Annotated in this window: 26 protein-coding genes and 1 tRNA gene; 14 read left to right on the forward strand and 13 right to left on the reverse strand. The window is 62.4% G+C overall.

Annotation, left to right across the window (positions count from 1 at the left end):
* Positions 1–336 precede the first annotated feature (336 nt).
* Positions 337–561 (forward strand): hypothetical protein, encoded by a 225-nt coding sequence (locus A11A3_RS09850; RefSeq protein WP_008929147.1) that lies wholly within the window; start codon positions 337–339, stop codon positions 559–561.
* Here the strand turns inward: A11A3_RS09850 and yegS are convergent.
* Entirely contained in the window at positions 547–1,470 is a 924-nt protein-coding gene (yegS, locus tag A11A3_RS09855; protein WP_008929148.1) for a lipid kinase YegS, read from the reverse strand. The genes A11A3_RS09850 and yegS overlap by 15 nt on opposite strands.
* A 182-nt stretch (positions 1,471–1,652) precedes the next feature.
* Here yegS and A11A3_RS09860 point away from each other — a divergent pair, with 182 nt between their 5' ends.
* Both A11A3_RS09860 and A11A3_RS09865 read left to right on the forward strand, forming a co-directional pair.
* Entirely contained in the window at positions 1,653–1,859 is a 207-nt protein-coding gene (locus tag A11A3_RS09860; RefSeq protein ID WP_008929149.1) for a DUF2061 domain-containing protein, read from the forward strand.
* 72 nt (positions 1,860–1,931) lie between these two features.
* Positions 1,932–2,618 carry a TetR/AcrR family transcriptional regulator gene (locus A11A3_RS09865; RefSeq protein ID WP_008929150.1) on the forward strand — a complete coding sequence of 229 codons (687 nt, stop codon included), beginning with the start codon at positions 1,932–1,934 and terminating at the stop codon, positions 2,616–2,618.
* Here the strand turns inward: A11A3_RS09865 and A11A3_RS09870 are convergent.
* The 6 genes from A11A3_RS09870 to A11A3_RS09895 all read right to left on the reverse strand — a co-directional run bounded on the left by A11A3_RS09870 (position 2,605) and on the right by A11A3_RS09895 (position 9,132).
* The gene (locus tag A11A3_RS09870) at positions 2,605–3,399 is read right to left on the reverse strand and encodes a class I SAM-dependent methyltransferase (protein WP_008929151.1); all 795 of its coding nucleotides are present in this window, start codon (positions 3,397–3,399) and stop codon (positions 2,605–2,607) included. The genes A11A3_RS09865 and A11A3_RS09870 overlap by 14 nt on opposite strands.
* Positions 3,400–3,981, reverse strand: a complete 582-nt coding sequence (locus tag A11A3_RS09875) for a TetR/AcrR family transcriptional regulator (protein WP_008929152.1) — start codon at positions 3,979–3,981, stop codon at positions 3,400–3,402.
* Complete coding sequence (locus A11A3_RS09880) at positions 3,978–6,764, reverse strand: valine--tRNA ligase (RefSeq protein WP_008929153.1); 2,787 nt, start codon at positions 6,762–6,764, stop codon at positions 3,978–3,980. The genes A11A3_RS09875 and A11A3_RS09880 overlap by 4 nt, the downstream gene beginning before the upstream one ends.
* Before the next feature lie 100 nt (positions 6,765–6,864).
* On the reverse strand, positions 6,865–7,236 hold the full coding sequence (locus tag A11A3_RS09885; protein ID WP_008929154.1) for a hypothetical protein: 372 nt from the start codon (positions 7,234–7,236) through the stop codon (positions 6,865–6,867).
* A gap of 4 nt (positions 7,237–7,240) precedes the next feature.
* Positions 7,241–7,660, reverse strand: a complete 420-nt coding sequence (locus A11A3_RS09890) for a DNA polymerase III subunit chi (protein ID WP_008929155.1) — start codon at positions 7,658–7,660, stop codon at positions 7,241–7,243.
* Positions 7,657–9,132: a leucyl aminopeptidase gene (locus A11A3_RS09895; RefSeq protein WP_008929156.1), complete on the reverse strand. Its 1,476-nt coding sequence runs from the start codon at positions 9,130–9,132 to the stop codon at positions 7,657–7,659. The genes A11A3_RS09890 and A11A3_RS09895 overlap by 4 nt, the downstream gene beginning before the upstream one ends.
* A gap of 283 nt (positions 9,133–9,415) precedes the next feature.
* Between A11A3_RS09895 and lptF the strand changes: the two genes are divergently transcribed.
* From lptF to A11A3_RS09950, 11 genes are all read left to right on the forward strand, one after another.
* A complete protein-coding gene (lptF, locus tag A11A3_RS09900) occupies positions 9,416–10,525 on the forward strand; it encodes an LPS export ABC transporter permease LptF (RefSeq protein WP_008929157.1) in 1,110 nt (369 codons plus the stop codon).
* The gene (lptG, locus tag A11A3_RS09905) at positions 10,525–11,586 is read left to right on the forward strand and encodes an LPS export ABC transporter permease LptG (RefSeq protein WP_008929158.1); all 1,062 of its coding nucleotides are present in this window, start codon (positions 10,525–10,527) and stop codon (positions 11,584–11,586) included. The genes lptF and lptG overlap by 1 nt, the downstream gene beginning before the upstream one ends.
* Entirely contained in the window at positions 11,586–12,317 is a 732-nt protein-coding gene (locus A11A3_RS09910; RefSeq protein WP_008929159.1) for a PP2C family protein-serine/threonine phosphatase, read from the forward strand. Before lptG ends, A11A3_RS09910 begins: the two co-directional genes overlap by 1 nt.
* 25 nt (positions 12,318–12,342) lie before the next feature.
* Positions 12,343–12,429 (forward strand) — tRNA-Leu (locus tag A11A3_RS09915).
* 73 nt (positions 12,430–12,502) lie between these two features.
* Positions 12,503–12,979, forward strand: coding sequence for an RDD family protein (locus A11A3_RS09920; RefSeq protein ID WP_008929160.1), 477 nt, complete (start codon positions 12,503–12,505; stop codon positions 12,977–12,979).
* A 77-nt stretch (positions 12,980–13,056) separates the two neighbouring features.
* Positions 13,057–14,121 carry a tRNA preQ1(34) S-adenosylmethionine ribosyltransferase-isomerase QueA gene (gene queA / locus A11A3_RS09925; RefSeq protein WP_008929161.1) on the forward strand — a complete coding sequence of 355 codons (1,065 nt, stop codon included), beginning with the start codon at positions 13,057–13,059 and terminating at the stop codon, positions 14,119–14,121.
* Between the two features lie 93 nt (positions 14,122–14,214).
* The gene (gene tgt / locus A11A3_RS09930) at positions 14,215–15,327 is read left to right on the forward strand and encodes a tRNA guanosine(34) transglycosylase Tgt (protein ID WP_008929162.1); all 1,113 of its coding nucleotides are present in this window, start codon (positions 14,215–14,217) and stop codon (positions 15,325–15,327) included.
* Positions 15,328–15,350: 23 nt separating this feature from the next.
* A complete protein-coding gene (gene yajC, locus A11A3_RS09935) occupies positions 15,351–15,725 on the forward strand; it encodes a preprotein translocase subunit YajC (RefSeq protein ID WP_008929163.1) in 375 nt (124 codons plus the stop codon).
* 63 nt (positions 15,726–15,788) lie between these two features.
* Entirely contained in the window at positions 15,789–17,669 is a 1,881-nt protein-coding gene (gene secD, locus A11A3_RS09940) for a protein translocase subunit SecD (RefSeq protein ID WP_008929164.1), read from the forward strand.
* Between the two features lie 22 nt (positions 17,670–17,691).
* Positions 17,692–18,600 carry a protein translocase subunit SecF gene (gene secF, locus A11A3_RS09945; protein ID WP_008929165.1) on the forward strand — a complete coding sequence of 303 codons (909 nt, stop codon included), beginning with the start codon at positions 17,692–17,694 and terminating at the stop codon, positions 18,598–18,600.
* Between the two features lie 133 nt (positions 18,601–18,733).
* Positions 18,734–19,261 (forward strand): DUF2059 domain-containing protein, encoded by a 528-nt coding sequence (locus tag A11A3_RS09950; protein ID WP_008929166.1) that lies wholly within the window; start codon positions 18,734–18,736, stop codon positions 19,259–19,261.
* Here A11A3_RS09950 and A11A3_RS09955 read toward each other — a convergent pair whose 3' ends face one another.
* From A11A3_RS09955 to A11A3_RS09980, 6 genes are all read right to left on the reverse strand, one after another.
* The gene (locus A11A3_RS09955) at positions 19,262–20,467 is read right to left on the reverse strand and encodes a pyridoxal phosphate-dependent aminotransferase (RefSeq protein ID WP_008929167.1); all 1,206 of its coding nucleotides are present in this window, start codon (positions 20,465–20,467) and stop codon (positions 19,262–19,264) included.
* A gap of 84 nt (positions 20,468–20,551) precedes the next feature.
* Positions 20,552–21,970: an amidase gene (locus A11A3_RS09960; RefSeq protein WP_008929168.1), complete on the reverse strand. Its 1,419-nt coding sequence runs from the start codon at positions 21,968–21,970 to the stop codon at positions 20,552–20,554.
* 43 nt (positions 21,971–22,013) lie between these two features.
* Positions 22,014–22,982: a D-2-hydroxyacid dehydrogenase gene (locus tag A11A3_RS09965; RefSeq protein WP_008929169.1), complete on the reverse strand. Its 969-nt coding sequence runs from the start codon at positions 22,980–22,982 to the stop codon at positions 22,014–22,016.
* A complete protein-coding gene (locus A11A3_RS09970; protein ID WP_008929170.1) occupies positions 22,979–24,229 on the reverse strand; it encodes an aspartate aminotransferase family protein in 1,251 nt (416 codons plus the stop codon). Before A11A3_RS09970 ends, A11A3_RS09965 begins: the two co-directional genes overlap by 4 nt.
* Positions 24,226–25,395 carry an isocitrate/isopropylmalate dehydrogenase family protein gene (locus tag A11A3_RS09975; RefSeq protein ID WP_008929171.1) on the reverse strand — a complete coding sequence of 390 codons (1,170 nt, stop codon included), beginning with the start codon at positions 25,393–25,395 and terminating at the stop codon, positions 24,226–24,228. The genes A11A3_RS09970 and A11A3_RS09975 overlap by 4 nt, the downstream gene beginning before the upstream one ends.
* Positions 25,396–25,442: 47 nt before the next feature.
* Positions 25,443–26,900, reverse strand: a complete 1,458-nt coding sequence (locus A11A3_RS09980; protein WP_008929172.1) for an NAD-dependent succinate-semialdehyde dehydrogenase — start codon at positions 26,898–26,900, stop codon at positions 25,443–25,445.
* Position 26,901: the final 1 nt, after the last annotated feature.

Consider the following 26,901-nt stretch of genomic DNA (forward strand, 5'->3'; position numbering starts at 1 on the left):
GCACGTGGATACGGTGTTCTTCTCTCCCTACCTCGCAGCGCTCGCGCTGCCAAGTGACAAGCGATGCCTCGCAGGGGCCAGCTTGGTGCGCCGAAGGCGTCCCGAAGGGATGACGAGCATGCTCGTCACACAAGTAGGTCATCGTCAGGCTCTTAAATACAGAAAGGCTGTCCCGAAAGGGGGGGGCTTTTTTGGGTTGAGGATACGCTGATCTGCTCCCGCCTCCCGGCCTAAGTCAGTCATCACTCCCCGGATCTCATCAACACAGCCCCCCCTTGCCAACCCGGTCCAGCAGCGCCACCCTGTAAGCTCCCTTACCCATTTCGGGAGGCCACCATGTTCCTTAGTGATACCACCTCGGGCCACCTGGTCGAAGTACTGGACCTGACCGAACTGATCAATCCACGACATGCCAGCATGATGGGCCGTTATCACTACGGCGAGGAAGCCCAGGATGCCGAGATCTTCGAGAAGCGGCAGTTACGCTTTCCTTCCGGCGAAGCGTTGCCACGCTGCTGGACCGATGCGCATTACCGGGACCATGAATTACCCGGCGGATGACGGGGCTGCAATTAACGGGCTGTCCGCGGGCAGATGCAGCTTGAGCGCGGCATCATGCAGGCGCACCTGGAAGCGGGTGTCCTGAATCGGTTCACCGTCCAGATTCAGGTTCATGGTATCCGGCGTTTCAATGGTTAGACTGGTTAATCGCTGCCGCACGAACAGGCCTTCCTGCTCCGGATCCTCACGGGCTTCACGGTCAAACAGCTCGCGCACACCGGCAAGCAGATCCATTTGCGCTGGCAGGATGGCCACATCCAGTAGTCCATCGTTGATCAGGGCGTCCGGGCACAACTTCTGGCCGCCGCCTGCCTGGCGGCCATTGCCCAGGCCCAGGGCGAGAAACTCGCCATCCCACTCGAAATCCGGGCCGGAAAAGTGGCCGCGGGCCGGGCGGACTTCGGTGAACCGGGTCAGCCCGGTGAGCAGATAGGCGGCGCCACCCAGCATTTTTTTCAGATCTTCGGAGGTCTCCGTGGTGACCTCGGTGCCAAATCCGCCGGTGGCCATATTGAGAAAGTAGCTATCGTTGACCTGGATAACGTCAACCGGTGTCGCGGGTTGTTCCAAAAGGGAGAGCGCCTGTAAGGGATCGCTATCAATGCCGGCGGCGGTGGCCAGGTCATTGGCGGTGCCCAGGGGAAGAATGGCCAGTGCCAGGTCGTCTTTACCGCTTTCCATCATGGCATGGCAGAGATTGCGCACGGAGCCGTCACCGCCGCCGGCAATCAGGGTGCGGAAACCCAGGGCGAGAGCCTCGCTGACGAAACGTTCGGCATCACCCGCTTCCCAGGTGACACGCACGGCCAGCTCCCAGCCTCGATCACGCAGAGTCATGACTGCATCACGCACTGCCTCGTTGGTGGCCTGCTTGCCGTGAAGGATCAGTAGTGCACGCTTTTCACCCATGCTGCTCTCCTTGTTTGTTCTGTCAGCACTTTACCCATTCTTGGTGGGCGCCGGTATGGCAGGGTGCCGGTGTTTACAACAATTGATTTACGCATAGGCGCAGGCTTTCGTTCACATAGAGAAGCTGCCCCTTATCTTTGTAAACGAGAAAGATTATCGTTTGCAAAGATAAGGAGGTTGCCATGATCAAGACCTTGAGTTTCGGTGCCATGCATATCAGCGTTGCCTTTCTGGTGGTATGGGCGATGACCGGAGACTGGCGTATCGGTGGTGCGACGGCGTTGGTGGAGCCCTGTATCAATACGGTGGCCTACCATTTCCATGAAAAGGTCTGGAAGCGCCTGCGTACTGGTAGAAGCGGTCAATCGCAAGGGTTGCTGGTGGGATAAACTCGGTGTTTACTCTGGGCGCGGGCTTGATTAAGCTAGGCCAAGGTATACATTGATAGGGGTAAATGTAAAGTGCAGACCGGAAGCAGCGACATCGATGCCATTCGCCAGGTGGTCAACCAGGTTCTGGAAGTCCATGCCCGGGAAGAAGGCGGGCAGCGCTCCCAGGCGCGGGCCGAAATCCTGATTCACTCCATGCAGGTTTTTGCCCAGCGTGGTTTGCAACGAACCACGGTGCAGCATCTGTTGGATGCTTCCGATGTATCACGGCGCACGTTCTACAAGTATTTCCGCAACAAGATGGATGTGCTGGAAAGCATTTACCGTATTTTTATCGACAATATGCTGCTGCATTTCCACAAGGAGATGAAGCAGGCCGCGTCAGCCCGGGACATTATCCGCAATACCTCCAAGGTCTATTTCGACTACCACGTCAGCATGGGGCCGATCATCAAGCTGATGATGGAAGAGGCCCGCTCGTCGTCGTCGGCCCTGGCCCCGCACCGTGAGCGGGCCCAGGGGATTGCCGCGGAGGTACTGACCACTGAAATCAACCGTATTACCAACCGCAACTTTGATCCCCTGGTGTTCCGTACGGTGCTCTGGATTCTGGAAAACTATTCGCTCTACATCTTCGAAGACGGCGGCTTTTCCCAGGAGCGGCTGGACCAGTGCCAGCGCACCCTGGTGGGCATTGCCGAATCCCTGGTACTGGGCGAGCCGTCCCCGGGCATGCTGGAGAGCGTTAGTCCGGCTTGATGAACTTCAGTGTCATGCGATCGCTCTCGCCGATGGCCAGATAGTGATCGCGGTTTTGGTCCTTCAAGCGCAATGTGGGTGGTAATGTCCAGACGCCGGCCGGGTGGTCGGTGTCGTCTTTGGGGTTGGCATTGATGTCACTTTTGGCCAGCAGCTCAAAGCCGGCCCGCCGGGCGGCGTCGATCACATAAGCTTCGGTCATATAGCCATTATCGATCTGCCATTGCAGCGAGCGTCCCGGCGGTGCGCGATGCTCCACCACGCCCAGTATGCCTCCGGGTTTGAGCGCCCGGTAGAAGCTGGCAAACACGGCGTCCGTGTTACCGGCCTTGGCCCAGTTGTGCACGTTGCGAAACGTCAGTACCCGGTCGGCACTACCGGCGGGCGCAATCCGGGTGTGGGCCGGCGGGTAGAGGGCGCTGATACGGACCTGGTCGTACAGCGCGGGCCGGGCCTGCAGTTTCTCCCTGAACTGTTTGAGAGAGCGGCGGTAAAAAGGAATATCGCTGTCCGCGGGAAACTGGGCGGCATACAGGGTGCCCTGCTGACGCAGCAGGGGCGCCAGGATGGCGGTGTACCAGCCACTGGCGCCGGGCCAGACTTCCACCACCGTCATGTCTGGCTGCACATCGAAAAACGTCAGGGTCTGTTGCGGGTGACGATAGATGTCGCGGGCCTTGTCCGCGCCTGGGCGACTCTCGGCATGGATTGCCTCGCTGAGCGGGGAGGCCTGGGCAAGGGGGCACAGGCCCAGTAACAGGGCGAAGAGGAGCGCTTTCATTTATGCCTCCTGTCGCAACCCCCGAATCAGTACCTGCATGTAATCCGAGGCTTGCTGTTCCAGACTGCCTTCACCGGTGAGGGCCCAGGTGTAGGTGGTCCCCACCACCAGATTGATCATCATCAGGATGGTATCGCGGGTTGGCAGGGCGACAAAGTAGCCGTCTTTGCGCAATTCGCTGAAAAAGGCATCCGCCACCGGCAGGTTCTGTTCCATCAATGCCAGATACTGGCGCTGGATATCGCCCATGAAGTCACCGGCTTCCTGGATCAGGACCCGTGAAAAATCCTGGTTGTTTTCCAGGAACCGGGCCACATGGCGACACAGCGTTTCCAGCCGTTGCAGGGGCGCGACATCGCTAAGCAGGGCGGCCAGAATCAGATCGCGGATCTGATTGAGGTTCTCCTCGACAATGGTCAGCAGCAGCGCATCCTTGCTGGCGAAGAACTTGTAGATAGTGGCCTTGCCGACGCCGGCCCGCTCGGCAATGGTCTTCACCTCGGCGCTGCGGAAGCCTTCGGTGGCGAAGACTTCCTGGGCGCTGATGAGGATGCGGGCGCGGCGCGGGTCCGTCGGGTTCACAGGTATTTGATCTTCTCCAGCTGCTCGTCGAGGCGGGCCAGCTGGGAGCGGTAGTCATCCAGCTTGGCCTTTTCCTTTTCTACCACTGCGGCCGGGGCCTTATCCACAAAGCTGGGGTTCTTGAGCTTGCCTTCGGCGCGGCCCACTTCCTTGCGCAGCTTGTCGATTTCCCGGGACAGGCGCTCGATTTCCGCGTCCTTGTCGATCAGGCCGGCCATGGGGACCAGGATCTCCATGTCGCCTACCAGGGCGGTGGCTGACGCCGGCGCGGAATCTTCCGCGCTCAGCCAGGTGATCGATTCCAGCTTGGCCAGCTTGCTCAGGAACATCCGGTTGGCGTCCAGCAGGGCCTTGTCGCTGTCCTTGCCGTTATGCAGGTACAGCGGCAGCGCCTTGCCCAGGGGAATCCCCATCTCGCCGCGAATGTTGCGCACGGCGGTGATCACGGCCTTGATCCATTCGATGCCGGTTTCGGCCTGCTCATCCAGTTTGCCCGGCTCGGCGGCGGGGAAGGGCTGTAGCATGATGGTGTCGGGCTGATCGCCGGCGGCCGGTGCTTTGCCGGCCAGCGGCGCAATGCGCTGCCAGATTTCTTCGGAAATAAACGGCATGAACGGATGCGCCAGGCGCAGGATGGCTTCCAGAACGGTCACCAGCGTGCGGCGCGTGCCGCGCTTTTGCGCATCGGAGTAGTCGTCGCTGTAAAGCACCGGCTTGGATAGCTCCAGGTACCAGTCGCAGTACTCGTTCCAGATGAATTCATAGGCGGCATGGCTGGCCACGTCGAAACGGAAACTGTCCAGGGCGTCGCTGACCTCCTGCTCCGCCCGTTGCAGAGCAGAAATGATCCAGCGATCGGCGATGGACAATTCCACGTCGCCACTTTCTGCATGGATACCGCAATCCTCGCCTTCGGTGTTCATCATCACGTAGCGGGCGGCGTTCCAGATCTTGTTGCAGAAGTTGCGGTAGCCCTCGATGCGGCCCATGTCCCACTTGATGTCGCGCCCGGTGGAGGCCAGGGACAGGAAGGTGAAACGCAGCGCATCGGTGCCGTAGGCATTGATGCCATCAGGGAAATCCTTGCGCGTGCGCTTGGCGATCTGTTTTTCCTTCTGCGGCTGCATCAGGCCCTTGGTGCGTTTGTCTACCAGCTCCTCGAGCTGGATGCCGTCGATCATGTCCAGGGGGTCGAGCACGTTGCCCTTGGACTTGGACATCTTCTGGCCATCGTTGTCACGCACCAGACCATGTACGTAGACCTTCTTGAAGGGCACCTCACCGGTGAACTTCAGGGTCATCATGATCATCCGTGCCACCCAGAAAAAGATGATGTCGAAGCCGGTGACCAGCACGTCGGTGGGGTGGAAGGTGCGCAGGGTCTCTTCGTCGTCCGGCCAGCCCAGGGTGGAGAAGGTCCACAGGGCGGAGCTGAACCAGGTATCCAGTACGTCATCGTCCTGGCTCAGGGGGATGTCGCCCAGCTTGTTATCGGCGCGCACCTCTTCTTCCGTGCGGCCCACATAGACATTGCCGTCGGCGTCGTACCAGGCCGGAATACGGTGACCCCACCACAGCTGGCGGGAGATGCACCAGTCCTGCAGGTCACGCATCCAGGCGAAGTACATGTTTTCATAGTTCTTCGGCACGAACTGAATGTCGCCGTTTTCCACGGCAGCAATGGCGGGCTTGGCCAGCTCTTCCACGGCCACGAACCACTGGTCGGTGAGGTAGGGTTCGATGACCACGCCGGAGCGGTCACCGCGCGGTACTTGCAGGGTATGGTCGGCGACTTTTTCCAGCAGGCCCAGGGCATCCAGGTCATCGACCACTTTCTTGCGGGCATCAACGCGATCCAGGCCGCGGTAGGCTTGCGGTACTTCATCGTTGAGAGCGGCATCGATGGTCAGGATGTTGATCATCGGCAGGTCGTGACGCTTGCCCACTTCGTAATCGTTGAAATCATGGGCCGGGGTGATCTTCACACAGCCGGAGCCGAAATCCGGGTCCACGTAATCGTCGGCGATGATGGGGATTTCGCGGTCAGCCAGCGGCAGGCGAATGGTCTTGCCGATCATGTCCTTGTAGCGCGGATCTTCCGGATGCACCGCCACGGCGGTGTCGCCCAGCATGGTTTCCGGGCGGGTGGTGGCCACCACCAGGTGGCCGGAGCCATCGGACAGCGGGTAGCGGAAGTGCCACATGTGGCCCTGTTCTTCCACGTTTTCCACTTCCAGATCGGAGATGGCGGTATGCAGCTTCGGGTCCCAGTTGACCAGCCGCTTGCCGCGGTAGATCAGGCCTTCCTTGTGCAGGCGCACGAACACTTCACGCACCGCGTTGGACAGGCCCTCATCCATGGTGAAACGCTCGCGGGTCCAGTCCACGCTGGCGCCCATGCGGCGCAGCTGGCGGGTAATGGTGCCCCCGGATTCGCCCTTCCATTCCCAGACCTTCTCCAGGAATTTCTCGCGGCCCAGTTCGTGGCGGTTGGTGCCTTCCCCGGCCAGCTTGCGCTCCACCACCATCTGGGTGGCGATACCGGCGTGGTCGGTGCCCACCTGCCAGAGGGTGTTGCGACCCTGCATGCGGCGATAGCGCACCAGGGTATCCATGATGGTGTCCTGGAAGGCGTGGCCCATATGCAGGCTGCCGGTCACATTGGGCGGCGGGATCATGATGCAGAAGGAATCCCCCTGGCCGGAGGGCTTGAAATAACCGGCCTTTTCCCAGTTTTCGTACCAGGATTGCTCAATGCGATCGGGTTGGTAGGTCTTGTCCATGCTCACCGCTTCTGAAACCAGCAAAAAATGAGGGCGAATTATAGCGAAGCGGGGCCGGTTCGTCGCGGGTCAGCAGGCGGTAAAGCGCAATCGGCGCCGGTCAGCGCTGGCGCAGGCGTGCCTTGAGGCGGGCGCGCAGTTGTTGTTCCAGTTTGGGCAGCGCCTGATCCACCAGTGCATCGACCATGCGGTCAAGCTCCTGCTCGGACAAACCCGGTGAAGCGGTGGGGGTCGCCGCCCGGGGTTGGCCGGCCGCCGGTGTTGCGGCGCTGGCCGGTGCCGGCGCGGCGGGTGAGCCCAGGAAGGGGTTGGCCCGCTCGGAGGCCAGTCGGCGAATCTGTTCGGCTCGCTCGGGATGCGTGGTGGCCCGGGGCGTTGTGGCGCCTCCCCGGGTTTCCTCGTCCAGCAGCGACTGGATGTCATTGAGTTCGTCCAGAAGTGCCTGTTTTTCCTGGTCTTTATTCTGGTTCATGGGGTCAGCCCAGCTCGTGGGTGGTCACAGGGAAACCCCGTTCCCGGTAGAAACGGAACCGTTCCCGCCCTTTTTGTCGTTCATTGTCGGCACCACTGATCATTTCTGCGACACGCTGGAAACGCGAGGCAAAGTCCGGTACCTGGTCGGTCAGGTTGATCAGTACGTCATGGTGTTCCCCCGGGTCCCCGCCATGGCCCAGCATGACCGGGGCATGGGCATCCCCGCATACGGCATGGGGCAGGAACCCGCTCTTGGGAGTGTGCCAGAAATGGTTGTCCAGCTCCCGGGCGTGGTTCTCATCCCGGCAGTGGATGTAAACCTGCCGTTGCTGGCGCAGGGCCTTGTCGGCGATGCGCCAGGCCAGGGCCTGACGCACGCCATCCCCGGCCTTGCTGCTCAGGTAGAAGGTGACCTCGGTCATTTGCCCGCCAGGTTCATCAGATAGCGGGTCAGCATGGGTACCGGTCGGCCGGTGGCGCCCTTGCTCATGCCGCCGCTGATCCAGGCGGTACCGGCGATATCCAGGTGCGCCCATTTCACGTCACGGGCAAAGCGGTGCAGGAAGCAGGCCGCGGTGATGGAGCCGGCCTTGGGCCCGCCGATGTTCTGCATGTCCGCGAAGGGACTGTCCAACTGACTCTGGTAATCGTCCCACAGGGGCATCGGCCAGCCCCGGTCACCGGTTTCCTGACCGGCGGCCAGCAATGCCTGGCTGAGGTCGTCATCGTTGGCGTAGACCGCCTGGGCATGGGCGCCCAGGGCCACCACACAGGCGCCGGTGAGGGTAGCGATATCAATCACCGTATGTGGCTTGTGCTTTTGCTGCACGTAGGTAAGTGCATCGCACAGCACCAGTCGCCCCTCGGCGTCGGTATTGAGGATCTCCACGGTCTGTCCGGACAGTGTCTTGACGATGTCGCCGGGGCGGGCCGCGCTACCATCGGGCATGTTTTCCGCCGCCGCGACCACCGCCACCATGTGGAGAGGCAGATCCAGTTCGCAGACGGTTTTGACGCTGCCGAACACGCTGGCGGCACCGCCCATGTCGTATTTCATCTCATCCATGCTGGCGCCGGGCTTGAGGGAAATGCCACCGGTATCGAAGGTGATACCCTTGCCGACCAGAGCCACCGGCCCCTGTTTGCCCGGTTTGGCGCCCTTGTATTCCATGATGATCAGCTGGCCGTCCTTCTCGGAGCCACGGGCCACTGCACAGAACGCGCCCATGCCCATTTTCTCCGCCTGCGCCTCGGTCACCACCTTGACGGTGAGCTTGTCGTATTCCTTGCCCAGGTCCCGAGCCAGACCCGTCAGGTAGGCCGGGTAGCAATCGTTGGGTGGACGGTTGCCCAGGTCGCGGGCCAGGTTAACGCCGGCGCCGATGGCCTTACCGGTCTTGATGGCCTGGCTCAGGGCCGGGTTGCGCTGGTCATGCCAGAAGGTCAGTTTAGTCAGTTTCGCGGCCGGGGCCGGCTTGCTGCGGTATTCGTCAAACCGGTAGGTATTTTCCTCGGCCACGCGAGTGCCTTCGCGCACCTGCCACTCCAGGGAGGCGTCCAGCTGGTCATCCAGCAACCAGACTGCCTGCTTGACCGGGCTCTGGGTCAGCGTCTTGATGGTCTTGCCCAGCAACTGTAGCCAGCCCCGGTTGTCCAGAGCCTTGTCGCCGCTGCCCACCAGCAGCAGCCGTTTGCCATCCACGCCGTCGGGCTGATGTAGCCAGACCTGCTGACCCTTTTTGCCGGAAAAGTCGCCGGCCTTGATAAAGGCGGCCAGCTGGTCGCGGGTGGCCTGGGGCAGGCTGGCAGGCAGGTCGGCATTGCTTGCGACTACCAGCACCAGGGCGTCGGCTTTGATCTTGTCCAGGGCTTTGTGGCTTGCGGCGTAATCCATGAGTTCTCCATAAGGCTAGCGGGCCAGACCCTGGAAAAAGGGTCTCGCCCGGTTGAATGGCAGCATGCAGAAATAGTGGGGTGTGAGCAGCATAAACGCAATGAGTGTGCATAATGCCCGCCACAATTATCACCTTGGCCGGGCACTCAGTTACAATGCGGGCACTGGCGGGGTTTGTCGCTGTCCACAGACACGGCGTTTTTGATCCGCCTCCGGCCGCATCCACAGGGATGCCGTTATCGGCCGGGGTCGTCCTGCCCTATACAGCTTGGTGGAAAAGCCCTTGATTCTTCATCGCTATATCAACCGGCAAGTCTTCATGACCACAGTCATGGTCACCTTTATTCTGGTGATGGTGCTGGTCAGTGGCCGGTTCATCAAATACCTGGCCGAAGCGGCCGCCGGCGAAATTGCTGCGGATGTGCTGTTTCTGGTGATGGCCTTCCGGTTGCCTGAATTTCTGCAGATGATCGTGCCCCTGAGCCTCTATATCGCCCTGCTGCTGGCGCTGGGGCGCATGCACATGGATAACGAAATGGTGGTGCTACGCGCCGGTGGCCAGGGGGACGGCCGCGTGGTGCGCTCGCTGGTGGTGCCGCTGCTCATGTGTACCACCCTGATCGCGGCGTTTACGCTCTATGTCACGCCCCGTGGTGATGCGGAGGTCAACCGTATCTTCGAGGAACAGAAGGATCGCTCGGTACTGGAACTGCTGACGCCGGGCCGCTTTCAGGTCAAGGGCTCGGGCGATTCCCAGCGGGCCACCTACGCCGAGCACCTGAATCGGGAAAAGGGCGTGCTGGAAAATGTCTTCGTGGCCGATGCCAGTTTTCACCAGGACAAGGGGGAGGCCGACCGGTTACTGACGGTGTGGGCCAAGAGCGGCAAGATCATCACCGAGGATGGCATCAGCTATCTGTTGCTCAAGGATGGTTTCCAGTACCAGGGCAAGCCGGGCACCAACGATTACAAGGAAGTGGGTTTCAAGGATGCCAAGGTGCGTATCGGTGGCGACAAGTCCGACAGCCGCCCGCCCAAGGTGCGCGGGCGCTCCACCAGGGAGCTTATCTCCGAGCGGCACAGCAACAATGAGGCGCTGGCCGAGCTGGAATGGCGTTTGTCGCTGATTCTGACCGTGCCGATCATGGGCATTGCGGCGATCCCGCTGGCCCGCGTCAACCCTCGCCAGGGGCGTTTTTACCGGCTCATTCCGGCGGTACTGGGCTACATGCTTTATGTGGGCATGCTGCTGGTCTGCCGCAGCTGGATCAGTGACAGCAAACCCGGCGCGGTGCCCTGGTACCTGAACATGGCCTGGATCCATCTGGTAGCCATGCTGGCGGTGTCGATGCTGTACTTTGGCCCGGCGCTCTGGCGACGGAGGGCCCGCTGATGCGTTTGCTCAAGAAGTACTTCTGGCGAGCGGTGATCATGCCCACGCTGATCATTTTGCTGGTGATCGTCGGTCTGGATTGTCTGTTCGGCTTTGTCTACGAGCTGGAATTTCTGCGTGGTGACTATCAGGCCTGGCAGGCACTGCAGTTCATCCTCACCACCACGCCCCGGCGCATTCACGAATACATGCCCATGGCGATATTGCTGGGCACCCTGATCGGCCTGGGGCTGCTGGCCAACAGCGGCGAGCTGTCGGTGATCCGCGCCTCCGGGGTTTCCACCCTGCGCATCAGCTGGATGGTGTTGCGCCCGGTGCTGTTGCTGATGATCCTGTCGTTCCCGATAGGTGAGTACCTGGTACCTTACAGTGAACAGGTAGCGCAGAGTAATCGTTCGCTGGCGGAAGGCGGCGGCGAGGCGTTGCGCTCCAAATACGGTTACTGGCACCGCGAAGGGGACGAGTTCATTCATATCAACGCGGTGCAGCCCAATGGCGTGCTTTACGGTTTGACCCGCTACCACTTTGATCAGGATCAGAAGCTCACCGAAACCCAGTTCGTCAATCGGGCGATCTACCAGGGTGATTACTGGTCCCTGGAAGGGGTGCAGGGCACCCGCCTCCGCGAGGATCACGTATCCACCTATCATCACGATACCGGCAAGTGGGTCACCAAGCTGACCCCGCAGCTGCTCAGTATCGTGGTACTCAAGCCGGATTATCTGGCCATGAGCAAGCTGCTTGAATACACCCGCTATCTGAAACGCCAGGGGCTGGAAATCGCCGACTACATGCTCAGTTTCTGGCAGAAACTGTTCATGCCCCTGGCCACCATTGGCATGGTGCTGATTGCCATTTCCTTTGTGTTTGGGCCGCTGCGTGAAGTGACCATGGGCCTGCGGTTGACCGCGGGTATCGTCGCCGGCCTGGTGTTCCACTACGGCCAGCAGTTTTTCGGCCACCTGTCACTGGTGTTCCACACCGACCCGCTGGCGGCCGCCGCCGTGCCTCCCATTCTGTGTTTCATTCTCGGTATCTGGTTACTGCAGCGGGTGCGCTGATGAGTGGCTGGCATGGACAGGGACGAAGCCATGCCGGGCGGCGCGTGCGCAATGAAGATAGCTTCGTCTGCCGCGACCAGGACGGCCTCTGGGCGGTGATTGATGGCATGGGCGGCCATGACGCCGGCGCCCTGGCCGCCGACATGATCCGCGATGCCCTCTGTGGCGTGATGCTGGGGGGCGCCCTGGGCCACCGGGTGCTGGCGGTGGAGCGCGCCCTGCAGACGGTCAATTACGCCATCCGCCACCATGCCGCCCTGCACCTGGCCGGGCGCACCATGGGGGCCACGGTGGCGGTGTTGCTGATCCAGGGCGAGGAGGCAGCCTGCCTGTGGGCCGGGGATGCTCGCCTGTACCGCCTGCACGCCGATCATATCGACATGCTCAGCCGCGACCACTCGCCGGTGCAGGCACTGGTGGATGCCGGCGAACTCACCGAGCAGCAGGCCATGGACCACCCCCGTGGCCATGTGATCTGGCGGGCGGTGGGGGCGGCCGAGTCCCTGGAGGTGGCACAGTGCCGCTTTGCGCTGGAGCCGGCCGTGCGCTTTCTGCTGACCACCGACGGCGTGCACGGCAAGCTGGACCGGGCTGCGCTGCTGGCCATCAGCCAGCGCCATCAGCCGGGGGCTTTGCTGCGTGAAGCCCTGGCGCGCGGCAGCCGCGATAATGTCACCGCCTTGCTGGTCCGCCGTGGCCATGAACCGAGAGAAGGGCTGGCATTGCGTTGAACTGCTGCTATACTCGCGGCCCACTGCCAGAGTGGTGGAATTGGTAGACACGACGGATTCAAAATCCGTTGCCTTCACGGGCGTGCCGGTTCAAGTCCGGCCTCTGGTACCAAACAGTAAAAAAGCCCGCCTTGAGCGGGCTTTTTTATGGGCTATGATGGGGGCTCAACCCTGCCGGAGAATCAATGCCCACCCCTTCTTCCCCCGCTGGTCTGACGCGTCGCCTGATGGCGCTGCTCTATGACGGTTTGCTGATCCTGGCCCTGTGGTTCGTGACCGCCGGTGTCTTCGTGCTGATTTATCCCCATACCGGCCTGCCGCAGGAGTCCATCAACGGTGTTACCCGCGCCAGCAAGGAATACCTGCACGGCATTTTGCTGCCGCTTCTGCTGCTGGAAACCTGGGCCTTTTACGCGCTCTTCTGGCTGCGCGGTGGCCAGACCCTGGGCATGCGCGCCTGGCGCCTGCAGGTCTGTGATTACTGTGGCGGGCCGGTTCGACCCTGGCAAACACTGGTACGGTTTGCCGCTGCGGGCCTGTCCTGGGCGCTGTTTGGCATCGGTTATCTGCTGGTACTGTTGCCCCCCCACCAGAGTCTGCATGATCGCCTGTCACTGACGGCCACCCGGGTGCTACCGAAAACCCCGCCAAAGGCGGGCTGAGCCGCAAGCGGCGGTTTTTCCCGGGGGCCAAAGCGGGTATCCTTGCGGCCTCCTTCATTTCCGTGCCGGTACAGTACGTGAACGTCGACGATTTTGATTTTGATCTGCCGGATGGGCTGATTGCCCGTCACCCGCCCGCCCAGCGCCGCGATGCCCGCCTGCTGGCCCTGAAGCGCGACCAGTTGCTGCATCAGCAATTCCCGGATCTGCTCTCGCACCTGCGCCCCGGTGATCTGCTGGTATTCAACGACACCCGGGTGATCCCGGCGCGCCTGTATGGCCAGAAGGAAAGTGGCGGCAAGGTGGAGGTGCTGATCGAGCGGATACTGGATGAGCACCAGGCCCTGGCCCATGTGCGTGCTTCCAAGTCGCCCAAACCGGGCAGCTGGCTGCATTTTGACCAGGGGATCATCGCCCAGGTCAGTGGTCGCCGTGATGCCCTGTTTCACCTCACCTTCAGCGGTTGTGGCACCCTGCTGGATGCCCTGGAGCGCATTGGCCATGTGCCCCTGCCGCCCTATATCGACCGCCCGGACGAGCAGGGCGATCTGGAGCGCTACCAGACGGTCTATGCCCGCGAGCCCGGTGCGGTGGCGGCGCCCACCGCCGGCCTGCATTTCGATGACGAGATGCTGGCCGCGCTCACCGATGCCGGCATCGATACCGGGTTTATTACCCTGCATGTGGGGGCCGGCACTTTTCAGCCGGTGCGGGTGGACAAGGTGGAAGACCACCAGATGCACAGCGAACGCTATCAGGTGCCCGAGGCCCTGGCCGAGCAGGTGGCGCAGGCTCATGCCCGCGGAGGCCGGGTGGTGGCCGTAGGCACCACCGCGTTGCGGGCCCTGGAGGCAGCAAGCCAGAGCGGCCGGTTACAGGCCGGGCAGGGCGAGACCGATATTTTCATCTTCCCCGGCTACCGTTTTCGCCTGGTGGATGCCCTGGTAACCAACTTTCACCTGCCCCGGTCCACGTTGTTGATGCTGATCAGCGCCTTTGCCGGTCGCGAGCGGGTGATGCATGCCTACCAGGCGGCCATCGAGGCCCGTTACCGCTTTTTCAGCTACGGCGATGCGATGTTTATTGAAAGGCAGCCTGACGTCGGATGTCAGACGTCAGATGCGGGGGAAAGCCGTGTCTGATTGTCATTGTGAAGCTTGGATTATCGGTATTGTTTTTAAAGCGTCCGACGCCCGACGTCCGACGTCCGACCAGAAGGCCTTCCCATGTCCCGAATGACATTCCAGCTCAACGCCACCGATGGCGCGGCTCGCCGGGGGCAGATTACCTTCCCGCGCGGCACCGTGCAGACGCCGGCTTTCATGCCGGTGGGTACCTACGGTACGGTCAAGGCCATGTTGCCCCGGGATCTGGCCGGCACCGGCGCCGAGATCTGTCTGGGCAATACCTTCCATCTGATGCTGCGTCCGGGCACCGAGGTAATCGAGGCCCATGGCTCGCTGCACAGTTTCATGCAGTGGGACAAGCCGATTCTCACCGATTCCGGCGGTTTTCAGGTCTTCAGCCTGGGGGAAATGCGCAAGATTTCCGAGCAGGGGGTGGTGTTCAAGAACCCCATCAACGGCGACCGGGTGGAGCTGAGCCCGGAAAAGGCCATGCAGGTGCAGCGTTCGCTGGGCAGCGATATCTGCATGATTTTTGACGAATGCACGCCGTTCCCGGCCACCGAGAGGCAGGCCCGGGATTCCATGGAGCTGTCGCTGCGCTGGGCCCAGCGTTCTAGGGCCGCCCACGAGGGTAACGACGCGGCCTGTTTCGGCATTGTCCAGGGCGGTATGTACGACACCCTGCGCCAGGCCTCCCTGGCCGGGCTCACCGACATCGGTTTTGACGGCTACGCGGTGGGCGGGCTCAGCGTCGGGGAACCCCAGGAAGAAATGCTGCGTACCCTGGGCGGCATTACCCCGCACATGCCGGCGGATCGCCCCCGTTATCTGATGGGCGTGGGCAAGCCGGAGGATATCGTCGAGGCGGTGCGCCGTGGCGTGGACATGTTCGATTGCGTGATGCCCACCCGCAACGCCCGTAACGGCCACCTGTTCACCGCCGAGGGGGTGATCAAGATCCGCAATGCCCGCCATCGCCATGACCTGGCGCCGCTGGAGGCGGACTGCGACTGTTATACCTGCCAGCACTTCTCACGCAGCTACCTGCATCACCTGGACCGCTGCGGTGAAATGCTGGGCTCCCAGCTCAATACCATCCACAATCTGCGATATTACCAGCGGCTGATGGCTGGATTGCGGGGGGCCATCGAAGGCGGTACATTGTCGGCCTTTGTAAATGACTTCTATGCGGCGAGGGGCCAGCAGGCTCCCGCGCTCTAACCCTGTGTAATCTGGAGTAAATAATGAACCGGTTGATGTGTCTCACCCGCAATGCCGCGCTGGCTTCCACCCTGATGGCGGTGATGGCGCCTGCCTATGCGGCACCGGCTGCCCCCCAGGGCCCCGGTGGCATCGAGCTGATCATGCTCGTGGTGATGATGGTGGTGTTCTACTTCCTGCTGATTCGTCCGCAACAGAAGCGGGCCAAGGAGCACAAGAACCTGATCCAGGCGCTGGGCAAGGGCGATGAAGTGGTCACCAGCGGCGGCATCCTTGGCAAGGTGGTCAAGGTCACCGACGATTTCGTGGTGGTGGAAATCAGCAACAACCTGGAAATCAAACTGCAGAAAAGCAGTGTCCAGGCCACCCTGCCAAAAGGCACCATCAAGTCCATCTAAAACAACAGATAGCCCCGTCCCCGGATGGGGCTTTTCGTTTCACCGGCAACACCGGACATAATTATGACCCGCTATCCACGCTGGAAGTTTTTCCTGCTGCTGGCCGTCCTTGTTATCAGCGGCCTTTATGCTTTACCCAACCTTTATCCGGATGCGCCCGCGATTCAGATCAGCAGTGCTGAGGCTGGCGGGAAAGTGCCCGAGCAGAAATTTCAGCAGGTAATGAAGGACCTCAAAGAGGCCAATCTGAATATCGGTCGTACCGAGCAGGTCGGGGATTCCTGGCTGGTACGTCTGGACAGCAGCGAAGATCAGCTGCAGGCCCGGGATCTGGCCGCCGCCGAGCTGGGTGACGGTTACATCGTGGCCCTCAACCTGGCAGCCACCACGCCGCAATGGCTGCGCTCACTGGGTGCCGGCCCCATGAACCTGGGTCTGGACCTGCGTGGCGGGGTGCACTTCGTGCTGCAGGTGGACATGAACGCGGTGATCAAGAGCCGCATGGAAGCCTGGGCCGGCAACGCCAAGCTGGCGCTGCGTGATGCCGGTGTGCGTTATCGCTCGGTGGAGTACAAGGACACCACCATTACCGCCACCTTTGATGATCAGGTGGCCGCCGATGCGGCCCGCGCCCCGTTACGCCGCATTCTCGACAGCTTTACCATGCGCCCGGCCGGCGACACGCCGGAAGTGGTGCTCAAGCTTAATGACAGTGCTCTCAAGGGCATCCGTGATTACGCCGTGGACCAGAACCGTACGGCGCTGAACAAGCGGGTCAACGAACTGGGTGTGGCCGAGGCCGTGGTGCAGCGTCAGGGCGCCGACCGGATTCTGGTGCAGTTGCCCGGCGTGCAGGACGCCACCGTGGCCCGCCGGATTCTGGGCCGCACCGCGACCCTGGAATTCCGTCTGGTAGACCAGAGTGTCTCCCAGGCGCGTCTGAGCACCGGCATGGCGCCTCCGGGCGTGGAGTTTTTCCCGTTCAAGGGCCAGGAAGGCCGCATCGTGGCATTGCAGAAATCCAAGATCGCCACCGGCGACCAGGTCATAGATGCCAAGATGGGCTTTGATCAGCGCACCAGCCAGCCGGAAGTGAATGTGTCGCTGGATTCCGATGGTGCCCGCCGCATGCAGCGTATTACCGCCAAGAATGTGGGTAATCCCATGGCGGTACTGTTCATCGAAACCAAGACCGACATGAAGAAGGTCACCGGTGAAGACGGCAAGAGCAAACTGACGCCGGTGAGCACCACCGACCGCTACGTGATCAACGTGGCCACCATTCAGGACACCCTGGGTAGCCGTTTCCGCATTACCGGCCTGGATAACCCGGCGGAAGCGTCGGAACTGGCGTTGCTGCTGCGCGCCGGTTCCCTGGCCGCGCCGGTGACCATTGTCGAAGAGCGCACGGTAGGCCCGAGCCTGGGTAAGGAAAACATCGAGGCCGGTTTCAAATCCATGGTGCTGGGCCTGAGCCTGGTGCTGGTGTTCATGCTGGTCTGGTACAAGATTTTCGGCATCATCGCCAACATTGCCCTGCTGGGTAACCTGGTAATCATTATCGGAGTCATGTCCCTGATTCCCGGCGCCACCCTGACCCTGCCCGGCATTGCCGGTATCGTGCTGACCGTGGGTATGGCGGTGGATGCCAACGTGCTGATCTTCGAGCGCATCAAGGAGGATCTGCGTATGGGGCTGCGCCCCCTGCAGGCCATCGAAGAGGGCTACGCCCGCGCCTTTGTCACCATTTTCGATGCCAACATCACCACCCTGATTGTGGCGATCATTCTGTTCGCGGTGGGTACCGGCACGGTGAAAGGGTTTGCCGTGACGCTGTTTATCGGCATTCTCACCTCCATGTTCACGGCCATTGTCGGTACCCGTGCCATGGTGGAACTGATTTACGGTCGCGCCGGTCGCGCGCCGACCAAACTGAGCATTTGAGGCGGTTATGAGCAGAGCTACCATGAACATCAATTTTATGGCCGCACGCAAACCGCTGGGGCTGTTGTCTTTCATTCTGGTGATTGCCTCGGTGGTGCTGTTGTCCACCCGGGGCCTGAACCTGGGTCTGGATTTCACCGGTGGTACCAATGTGGTCCTGCAGAACACGGCTGACATTGACCTGGCGTCGGTGCGTGGTGACCTGGAAGGCGCCGGCTTCAATGACAGCGTGGTTCAGCATTATGGCTCGCCCAAGGAGGTGATCATCAGTGTGGCGCCCCGCGAAGGCGAGGATGCCGACCAGGTGGGTGACGAGGTCTTCACCGCTGTCACCCGGGATAACCCGGACATGACCCTGCAGAAAGTGGAGTTTGTCGGGCCCCAGGTGGGCGACGAGCTGCGCGATCAGTCCGGGGTGGCCATGCTGATGGCTCTGGGCATGGTGATGCTGTATGTCTGGTTCCGGTTCTCCAACAAGTTCGGCATCGCCAGCGTGTTGGCCCTGTTCCACGATGTGCTGATTACCCTGGGGCTGTTCTCCCTGCTGCAGTGGCAATTCGACCTGACCGTGCTGGCGGCGGTGTTGGCGTTGATCGGTTATTCCATCAACGATTCCATCGTGGTGGCCGACCGGGTGCGTGAAGACTTTCGCAACAGTCGCCTCACTGACCCGGTGGAAATCGTCAACGGCGCGGTGAACGTGACCTTCAGCCGTACCATCAACACGTCCCTGACCACCATGCTGGTACTGTTTGCCCTGTACTTTTTCGGTGGCGAAGTGATGCGGGCGTTTTCCGAGGCCTTGCTGATCGGTATTTTTGTCGGGACCTATTCGTCCATCTATGTGGTGTGCAATTTCCTGTTCGTGCTGAACGTCAGCAAGGACGATTTCCTGGTGACGCCCAAGGAAGAAATTGACGACATGCCCTGAAAAGGCAATTGATAGTTAATCAGTGATCACTGATAGTGAAGGGCCGCGAGCGATCGCGGCCCTTTTCTTTTGGCGGGGCGTGGCCGTGTCGATGGAGACAGAACATGAAAAAACATCCGACGGGAGAGACAGGATGAAAAGAATAATCGCCGCACTGTTGTTGTCCATGCTGGCCACCTGGGCCATGGCCGATGACATGGCAGCCAAGAAACAGGCTGCCATGAAGGTGCTGGAAGCCAGCAACACCGAAGCCATTTATGCCGAGGCGCGCAAACAGATTGAAACCATGGGCGAGCAGGCCCTGACCCAGAGTATTCCCGATGATCAGACGGCCATGCGCAAGCGTTATCACAAGCGTATGGAAACCGTGCTCAGTGAAGGGCTGGACTGGAAAGCCATGAAGACGCAGATGGTTAAGGTCTACATGGACACCTTCAGCCTGGAAGAGCTGAAAGACATGGCCGACTTCTATCAGTCACCCACCGGGCGCTCCATCATGAAGAAAATGCCGGCGGTGATGACCCAGTCCGTGCAGTTGTCCCAGCAGCAGATGCAGCGGGTCATGCCGGCCCTGCAACAGATGTTCTCGGACCTGGATGCCGAACTGGCCCAGCAGCAAGCCAAGGCCAGCGCGGGCAAGAACGGCGACAGTCAGGAATAATCAGCTGAACTGCTGTTTCTCCATCCAGGGGATCAGGCGGTCGAAGGCCGCCTCGATCTGTTCCAGCGAAGTGGAGTAACTGATGCGCAGTGCATTGCGGCAGGACTCCCCGAAGGTATCCCCCGACACCGTGCACACGCCGGTTTCCTTGAGCAGTTTGAGCGCCACATTGGCGCCGTCCACGCCTTCCGGTAACGACGGAAACAGGTAGAAGGCGCCATCCGGCCGGTAGCCGGTCAGGTGTGGCGTCTGCTCCACCAGCTCCACCAGCCGGTCCCGGCGCTGCTGGTATTCCCCCACCATGTTGTCGATGAAGTCACGGCTACCGCGCAGGGCGGCGACTCCGGCCCATTGGCAGGGTGTGTTGGCCACGGTGGTGGTGAACATGTGATAGCGGCGTAACTTCTTGATGGCGCCCTGGCTGGCAATCAGCCAGCCGATGCGCATGCCGGCCATGGAAAAGGTTTTCGAAAAGCTGCTGATGACCATCACATGGTCCAGATCCGAGCAGCAGGACAGTACGCTGGGATATTCCCGTTTGTCATAGATCAGATGGTCGTAGACCTCGTCACTGATGACATAGATGCCCCGGTAGGCGGCTTCCTCGACGATGGTTTCAATGGTTTCCCGCGGGTAGAGCGTCCCGGTGGGGTTGCTGGGCGAGTTGAGAATCACCGCATAGGTGTTGGGGCCCATGGCATCAATCACCGCCTGCGGGTCCAGCTGGTGGTTGTCCTCGGCCCGGGTGGGCACGGTTTTGACCACGCCACCATTCATGCGAATCAGGGGGCCGTAGAGCATGAAGGACGGGTCCGGCACGATGAACTCACGCCCCGGTGCAGAGGTGGCGGTCAGCGCCAGATAGATGGCTTCGGTGGCACCGGTGGTGACGATGATGTTTTCCGGCAGCAGCGGGCGTTGGTAGCGGTGGCCGTAGTACTCGGCCAAAGCTTCCAGCAGTTCCGGCAGTCCGGCATCCATGGTGTAGCCGGTCTGGCCCGCCTGGAAGGCATCCACGCCGGCCTGTATCACATGCTGTGGCGGTTTGAAGTCCGGCTGGCCGATGGACAGGTGGATCACATCCTCCAGGTTGGCCGCCAGGTTCACCATGCGGCGAATGCCCGGCACCGGAATGGTCAGCAGGGCCGGGTTCCAGATCGGGTCTTCGCTTTCGTAGAAATCCGTGTCCAGATTGATATTACCCATCAGCGACTCCTGTTATTTCCCGGCCCGCGCCGATGGCGACGGGCCGTACGGATAGCACCGGGCCAGGCCCGGTGACCGGGTTGCTCAATCGCTTTCCATGCCCTCCAGCATGGGCGGGCGCAGCTTGAATGGCTGGGCCCGTTCGAAGGCATGGCCGGCGGCCAGTACCGTTTCATCGGTAAAGCGCCCGCCGACAATCTGCAGCGCCATGGGCAGGCCGTCCTCGGCCAGCCCCAGTGGCAGGGACAGGGCCGGCTGGCCAGTCATGTTGAACGGGTAGGTAAAGGGGGTCCAGGTGGGCCAGCGGGTGCTGGGCCAGTCCACGGGCACCTCCCGGTTGGTGTCGAAGGCGCTGATCGGCAGGGTCGGGGTGATCAGCAGGTCGTATTTGGTGTGGAAGACAGCCATGCGTTCGCTCAGGGCCATGCGCTCGTTGACTGCGCCCAGGTAATCGAGCATGGACAGCTTTTCGGCCTTGCTGGCCACTTCCACCAGAGCCGGGTCCATTTGCTGGCGCTTGGCATCACCCAGGTCACGCATGGCATTGGCGGCACCGCTGTAGAAAAGATGGCTGAAGGCGGCCAGCGGGTTGCTGAAGCCCGGGTCCACTTCGGTGACCGTGGCGCCCAGCTCCCGGAATACCTCGGCGGCCTGGCGCACCGCCTTGTCGATATCCGCCTGCACGTCCACATAACCGAAGCTGGCACTGTAGGCGATGCGCAGCCCCTTGAGGGGGCGATCCAGGCTGGCCAGATAATCCACACCCCGGCGGGGAGCCGCCTGGCTGTCCCGGGAGTCCGCCTCACTGAGCACGTTCATCATCAGGGCGGCGTCACTCACGGTACGGGTCATGGGGCCGGCATGGGCCAGGGTGCCAAACGGGCTGGCTGGCCAGTGTGGCACTTCGCCGAAGGTGGGCTTGAAGCCGACAATGCCGCAGAACCCGGCAGGGATGCGGATGGAGCCGCCGGCATCGGTGCCCAGTGCCAGGGGGGCCATGCCCGCAGCCACTGCGGCGGCGCTGCCACCGCTACTGCCTCCGGCGGTCTTGGTCGGGTTCCAGGGGTTGTTGGTGGCGCCACACAGGGGACTGTCGGTGATGCCTTTCCAGCCGAACTCCGGGGTGGTGGTCTTGCCAAGGGGCACATAGCCGTGGCGCTCCAGGGCGGCGGTGGCCGGCGAGCGTTTGTTGAGAGTGCTGTCCGGGTCGATGGTGCGCGAGCCCTTTACGGTGGGCCACATGGGGGTCAGAAACACGTCCTTGACGGCCACCGGCACGCCATCCAGCTGGCCCATGGGTTGCTTCTTGCGGTAGCGCTGTTCCGACGCCTGGGCCCATTGCAGGGTGGTGTCGCGGTCGATCAGGCACCAGGCATTGAGGGCTTTGTCGTGGCGCTCAATATGATCCAGCAGGGCGGTGGTGACCTCCACCGGGGATAGCGCGCCGGACTGGTAGGCGGCTTTGAGCGCCAGGGCGCTCATGGTCAGTACTCCCTCACTCATTGGCGTGTCTCCTGTTTCAGGCGCGGGGCCGGCGGCGATATGCCTACCGGCGTGTTACATAGCCGTGTTCCTTGCTGACGGTGTTGTTAAGCGGCTGTCCCCGTTGCCAGCGGCGAAAATTGGCCACGAACTGTTCGCCCAGGGCGGTGCGCCAGCCGATGAAATCCCCGGCCATGTGGGCGGATAACATGACATTGGGGTGCTCCCAGAGCGGGTGCTCTTCCGGCAGGGGTTCCTGCTCGAACACATCCAGGGCGGCGCCGCCCAGACGGGTGTTCAGGGCGTGCACCAGGGCGTCCGTGTCGACGATGGGGCCGCGCCCCACGTTGATGAATATTGCGCCGGGTTTCATGCGACGGAACTGGGCCCGGTCAAACAGTCCCCGGGTATCCGGCGTCAGCGGCGCGGTGACAATCACGTAATCCGCATCCGCCAGCAGGGCGGGCAGATCCTGCTGGCGGTGTACCCGCAGAAAGGGTGGGTCGTGGCGGGCATGGCGGGCGGTGCCGACCACCTGCACGCCCAGGGCATTCAGCAGGGTGGCCACTTCCCGACCAATGGAGCCGGCGCCCACCACCAGGGCCCGGCTGCCTTGCAGCAGGCGGGTTTCCCGGTGTTGCCAGCGGTGCTGGCGTTGCAACTGCAGGTTGGTGAGCGTGTCCTTGGCAAACAGCAGCAGGGCGCCGAGCACATATTCGGCGATGCCCCGATCAAAGATGCCCTGGGCATTGGTAACCAGGATGTCACCATTGCGGATCGGCTCGATCATCAGGGCATCCACCCCGGCGCTGGTGGCGTGCACCCAGCGAATCGGGCAGTCCGTCGGCCACAGTTCGGCCAGCAGGTCGGTACGGAAGTCCGTGACCACCAGAATATCGGTGGCGGGCAGGGCATCGGCGATTTCATCGCGGGTCCGCACTTCCCGCAACCGGGCCAGGTCGGCCAGGGGTTCAAGACCCGGCAGTGCCGGTTCATCCTCGGCCAGCAGGACAGTGATGCGCGGTTGGCTCATTGGGTCTCCTTGAGAGCGTTGCGGAAGATGCCAACGGCATGATCGATCTCCTCGCGGCTACAGGTCAGGGGTGGCAACCAGCGCACCACCTGGCCGGCGCTGCCGCAGCGCAGAATCAGCAGGCCTTTCTCTTCACTGGCCCGCAGCAGGGCGGCGGCCCGCTGGCCGTCGGCTACGCCCGGGCGGCTGACAATTTCCATACCCAGCATCAGGCCCATGCCGCGGATCTCGTCAATGCAGTCGAACTCCTGTTGCAGGCCGGCCAGCTGCTCGCGCAGGTACTCGCCATGGCGGGCAGCGCCGTCTACCAGCTGCTCGCTTTCAATCACGTCCAGCGTCGCCAGGGCCGCCGCACAGGCCACCGCATTGGCGCCGTAGGTGCCGCCCTGGGAGCCCGGGTAGCCATGCTCCATCAGGTCGCGACTGGCGGCAATGGCGGACAGCGGGTAACCACTGGCCAGGCCCTTGGCGGTGATCAGGATATCCGGATTGACCTGGAAGTGGCTGTGGCTCCAGAACTTGCCGGTGCGGCCGTAGCCGGCCTGGATCTCGTCGGCAATTAGCAGGATGCCGTGTTTGTCACAGCGCTCGCGCAGCCCCTGCATGAAGGCCCGGGTGGCCGGGTAGTAGCCATATTCCCCCTGCACTGGCTCGACGATCATGGCGGCGGTATCCGCCGGGTTGCATTCGGTGACCAGCAGGTGGTCCAGTTCGCGCAGGCAGAAATCCACGCTGGTGGCCTCATCCCAGCCGTAGCGGTAACAGTGCGGAAAGGGCGCGAAGCTGACGCCGGCCATCATCGGTTGCCAGCCAGTGCGAACCTTGTTGGCCGAGGTGGTCAGCGAGGCGGCGGCCAGGGTGCGGCCGTGGAAGCCGCCGCGAAAGGCGATGATGTTGGGCCGCCCGGTGGCCTGGCGGGCGAGCCGTACCGCCGCCTCCACCGACTCGCTACCGGAGTTGGAGAAGGCCACCGCGTCGATGCCCTTGGGCAGATGGTTATAGAGCCGGTCCGTGAGCGCCAGCATGTTGGGGTGGGTGACGGTGGCATATTGGGCATGCACCAGGGTGCCCACCTGCTTGCGGGTGGCTTCCACCACATGGGGGTGGCAGTGGCCGGTGGCGGTGACGCCGATGCCGGAGGTGAAGTCCAGCCAGCGGCGGCCCTGCTCGTCGTAGAGCCAGCTGCCTTCTCCCCGTTGCGCACAGATATTGCTGGATTGCACCAGCAGTGGCGAAAGATGACTCATGAGCTTCTCCTTGTCCTCTCTGGCGTGGTTGCCGGCGCCGATTGCAGCCGCTCGTTGAGCCGCTCGCCGGTGGCGCGGGTGTGGTGATGATCGCTGTCTGCCAGGTCCGCCTTGACGGTGTCATGCAGATGTTGTGCCGCCTTTTGGCAGGCGGGCCAGCGTGGCCCCAGCCAGTCCAGCAACATGGCCAGGCTGAGCAGGGTGGCACGCGGGTCGGCCAGATCCTGGCCGGCAATGTCCGGCGCGCTGCCGTGCACCGGCTCGAACAGGGCCGGAATGGTGTCGTCCTGCGGGTTGAGGTTGGCGGAGGGCGCCAGCCCCGGCCCGCCACACAGCACCGCGGCCAGATCGGTGAGAATGTCACCGTGCAGGTTACTGGCCACCACCACATCAAAGTGCCAGGGGCACTGCACGAATTTCATGCAGGCGGCGTCCACCAGCTCGTGGTGGGTGTCCACCTCCGGGTAATCGGCGGCCAGTCGCTGGAAGGTCTCCGTGTACAGGTCGCCCCAGTGGGGCTGGGCGTTGCGTTTGGTAATCAGGCAGACCTGGGCGGCCTTGTCGCCTCTGAAGCGCCGCGGCTCGGTGCGGTCGGCGGCCCGCTGGCGGGCGCGCTCAAAGGCATGGCGGATCAGCCGTTCGGTGGCGGCGGCGGTGAAGACTTCCACCTGGGTGGCCACTTCGTCGGCCGTGCCACGGCGCAGGCGCCCGCCCTGGCCGGTGTATTCGCCCTCACTGTTCTCGCGGATCACCAGCATGTCCACGTCGCGGGCGCGCGGGTCGGCCAGGTAGCAGGGCGTGCCCGGCAGCCAGCGGGCCGGCCGCTCGCAGGCCCACAGGTCCAGCTCCTTGCGCAGGGTCAGCAGCGGCGCCAGTGACACACTATCGGACAGCAGATAGCGTTGCGGGTCATCGAGCGGGCCCGGATCGCCCAGGGCGCCCAGTAGCAAACCATCGTAGCCGCGCAGGGTGCGCACCGCGTCGGCGGGCATCATCTCGCCGTGCTGCTGGTGCCACTGGTGCGAGGGCCAGGGCAGGTTGTCCACCTCAACGGGCAGTTGGTGCTGGCGGATCAGGGTGGCCAGAATCGCGTCGGTGACGGCCATGACCTCCGGGCCAATGCCGTCGCCGGCCAGAAGGGCCAGTCTTGCGTGCCGTGTTTCCATGGCTCGCTCCCGATGCGGGGCTACCAGCAGGCAGCCCCTCTATGACATTAACTTCCCATGCACAGGTATTTGGTTTCCAGATACTCGTCCATGCCCTGGTGCGAGCCTTCCCGGCCCAGCCCGGATTCCTTGACGCCGCCAAAGGGGGCGGCGGCATTGGAGATGAGCCCTTCGTTGACACCCACCATGCCGCTTTCCAGCGCCTCGGCCACGCGCCAGCAGCGGTGGATGTTGTCGCTGTAGAAGTAGGCGGCCAGCCCGTAGGGTGTGTCATTGGCAATGCGGATGGCCTCTTCTTCGCTGGAGAAGGGGATTACCGCCGCCAGTGGGCCGAAGGTTTCTTCCTGACACAACTGGGCGTCCGGGGAGACGCCGGTGATCAGCGTTGGCTGCACGAAGCTGCCGCCCTTTTCGTGGCGCTGGCCGCCGGTGATGACCTTGGCGCCCTTGCCCAGGGCATCCTCGATGTGCTCCATGACCTTGTCGGCCGCGCCGCGATTGATCAGGGCCGCCTGGGTGACGCCGTCCTCCAGGCCGTCACCGACCTTCATGGCCTCGATGGCGGTTTTCAGCTTTTCCACGAAGGCATCATGCACGCTGTCCTGTACCAGGAAGCGGTTGACGCACACACAGGTCTGGCCGGTGTTGCGGAATTTGCTGGCCATGGCGCCGTCCACGGCCTTGTCCAGGTTGGCATCGTCAAACACGATGAAGGGGGCATTGCCGCCCAGCTCCAGGGACACCTTCTGGATATGTTTGGCGCACTGGGCCATCAGGGTGCTGCCCACCTCGGTGGAGCCGGTAAAGCTGAGCTTGCGCACCACCGGCGAGTCGGTGAGGGCCCCGGCAATGGCACTGGCACTGCCGGTGAGGACGCTGAACACGCCCTTGGGCACACCGGCCCGCTCTGCCAGTTCCGCCAGTGCCAGGGCGGAATAGGGCGTGGCGGTGGCCGGCTTGACCACCATGGTGCAGCCGGCGGCCAGGGCCGCGCCGGCCTTGCGGGTGATCATGGACGACGGAAAATTCCAGGGGGTAATGGCGGCACAGACACCGATGGGCTGCTTGATCACCACGATGCGCTGGTTGGGTTTGGGTGCCGGGATGGTATCGCCGTAGGCACGCCGGGCTTCTTCGGCAAACCATTTGAGAAAGGACGCGGCGTAGGCAATCTCGCCTTTGGCTTCGGCCAGGGGTTTGCCCTGTTCCAGGGTCATCAGCCGTCCCAGATCATCCTGGTTGGCCATCATCAGATCGAACCAGGCCATCAGGATGTCGGCCCGTTCACCGGCGGTCTTGTCGCGCCAGGCCGGCAGGGCCTGGTTGGCGGCGTTGATGGCCCGCTCGGTCTCACCGGCGCCCATGCGCGGTACGGTGCCAAGGGTCTGTTCGGTGGCCGGGTTGTCCACGTCCACGGTGGCGCCATCGTCGGCGTCACACCACTGGCCGTCGATATAGCACTGCTGACGGAACAGGCGGGAATCGGAAAGGGAGGGGGCGCTCATG

It is taken from the genome of Alcanivorax hongdengensis A-11-3 (assembly GCF_000300995.1).
Lineage (GTDB): Bacteria > Pseudomonadota > Gammaproteobacteria > Pseudomonadales > Alcanivoracaceae > Alcanivorax > Alcanivorax hongdengensis.

Coding starts and splice junctions, on each gene's coding strand:
- A11A3_RS09850 (WP_008929147.1), top strand. CDS start 337: ATGTTCCTTAGTGATACCACCTCGGGCCACCTGGTCGAAGTACTGGAC.
- yegS (WP_008929148.1), bottom strand. CDS start 1,470: ATGGGTGAAAAGCGTGCACTACTGATCCTTCACGGCAAGCAGGCCACC.
- A11A3_RS09860 (WP_008929149.1), top strand. CDS start 1,653: ATGATCAAGACCTTGAGTTTCGGTGCCATGCATATCAGCGTTGCCTTT.
- A11A3_RS09870 (WP_008929151.1), bottom strand. CDS start 3,399: ATGAAAGCGCTCCTCTTCGCCCTGTTACTGGGCCTGTGCCCCCTTGCC.
- A11A3_RS09880 (WP_008929153.1), bottom strand. CDS start 6,764: ATGGACAAGACCTACCAACCCGATCGCATTGAGCAATCCTGGTACGAA.
- A11A3_RS09885 (WP_008929154.1), bottom strand. CDS start 7,236: ATGAACCAGAATAAAGACCAGGAAAAACAGGCACTTCTGGACGAACTC.
- A11A3_RS09890 (WP_008929155.1), bottom strand. CDS start 7,660: ATGACCGAGGTCACCTTCTACCTGAGCAGCAAGGCCGGGGATGGCGTG.
- A11A3_RS09895 (WP_008929156.1), bottom strand. CDS start 9,132: ATGGATTACGCCGCAAGCCACAAAGCCCTGGACAAGATCAAAGCCGAC.
- lptG (WP_008929158.1), top strand. CDS start 10,525: ATGCGTTTGCTCAAGAAGTACTTCTGGCGAGCGGTGATCATGCCCACG.
- A11A3_RS09910 (WP_008929159.1), top strand. CDS start 11,586: ATGAGTGGCTGGCATGGACAGGGACGAAGCCATGCCGGGCGGCGCGTG.
- A11A3_RS09920 (WP_008929160.1), top strand. CDS start 12,503: ATGCCCACCCCTTCTTCCCCCGCTGGTCTGACGCGTCGCCTGATGGCG.
- tgt (WP_008929162.1), top strand. CDS start 14,215: ATGACATTCCAGCTCAACGCCACCGATGGCGCGGCTCGCCGGGGGCAG.
- yajC (WP_008929163.1), top strand. CDS start 15,351: ATGAACCGGTTGATGTGTCTCACCCGCAATGCCGCGCTGGCTTCCACC.
- secD (WP_008929164.1), top strand. CDS start 15,789: ATGACCCGCTATCCACGCTGGAAGTTTTTCCTGCTGCTGGCCGTCCTT.
- secF (WP_008929165.1), top strand. CDS start 17,692: ATGAACATCAATTTTATGGCCGCACGCAAACCGCTGGGGCTGTTGTCT.
- A11A3_RS09950 (WP_008929166.1), top strand. CDS start 18,734: ATGAAAAGAATAATCGCCGCACTGTTGTTGTCCATGCTGGCCACCTGG.
- A11A3_RS09955 (WP_008929167.1), bottom strand. CDS start 20,467: ATGGGTAATATCAATCTGGACACGGATTTCTACGAAAGCGAAGACCCG.
- A11A3_RS09960 (WP_008929168.1), bottom strand. CDS start 21,970: ATGAGTGAGGGAGTACTGACCATGAGCGCCCTGGCGCTCAAAGCCGCC.
- A11A3_RS09965 (WP_008929169.1), bottom strand. CDS start 22,982: ATGAGCCAACCGCGCATCACTGTCCTGCTGGCCGAGGATGAACCGGCA.
- A11A3_RS09970 (WP_008929170.1), bottom strand. CDS start 24,229: ATGAGTCATCTTTCGCCACTGCTGGTGCAATCCAGCAATATCTGTGCG.
- A11A3_RS09975 (WP_008929171.1), bottom strand. CDS start 25,395: ATGGAAACACGGCACGCAAGACTGGCCCTTCTGGCCGGCGACGGCATT.
- A11A3_RS09980 (WP_008929172.1), bottom strand. CDS start 26,900: ATGAGCGCCCCCTCCCTTTCCGATTCCCGCCTGTTCCGTCAGCAGTGC.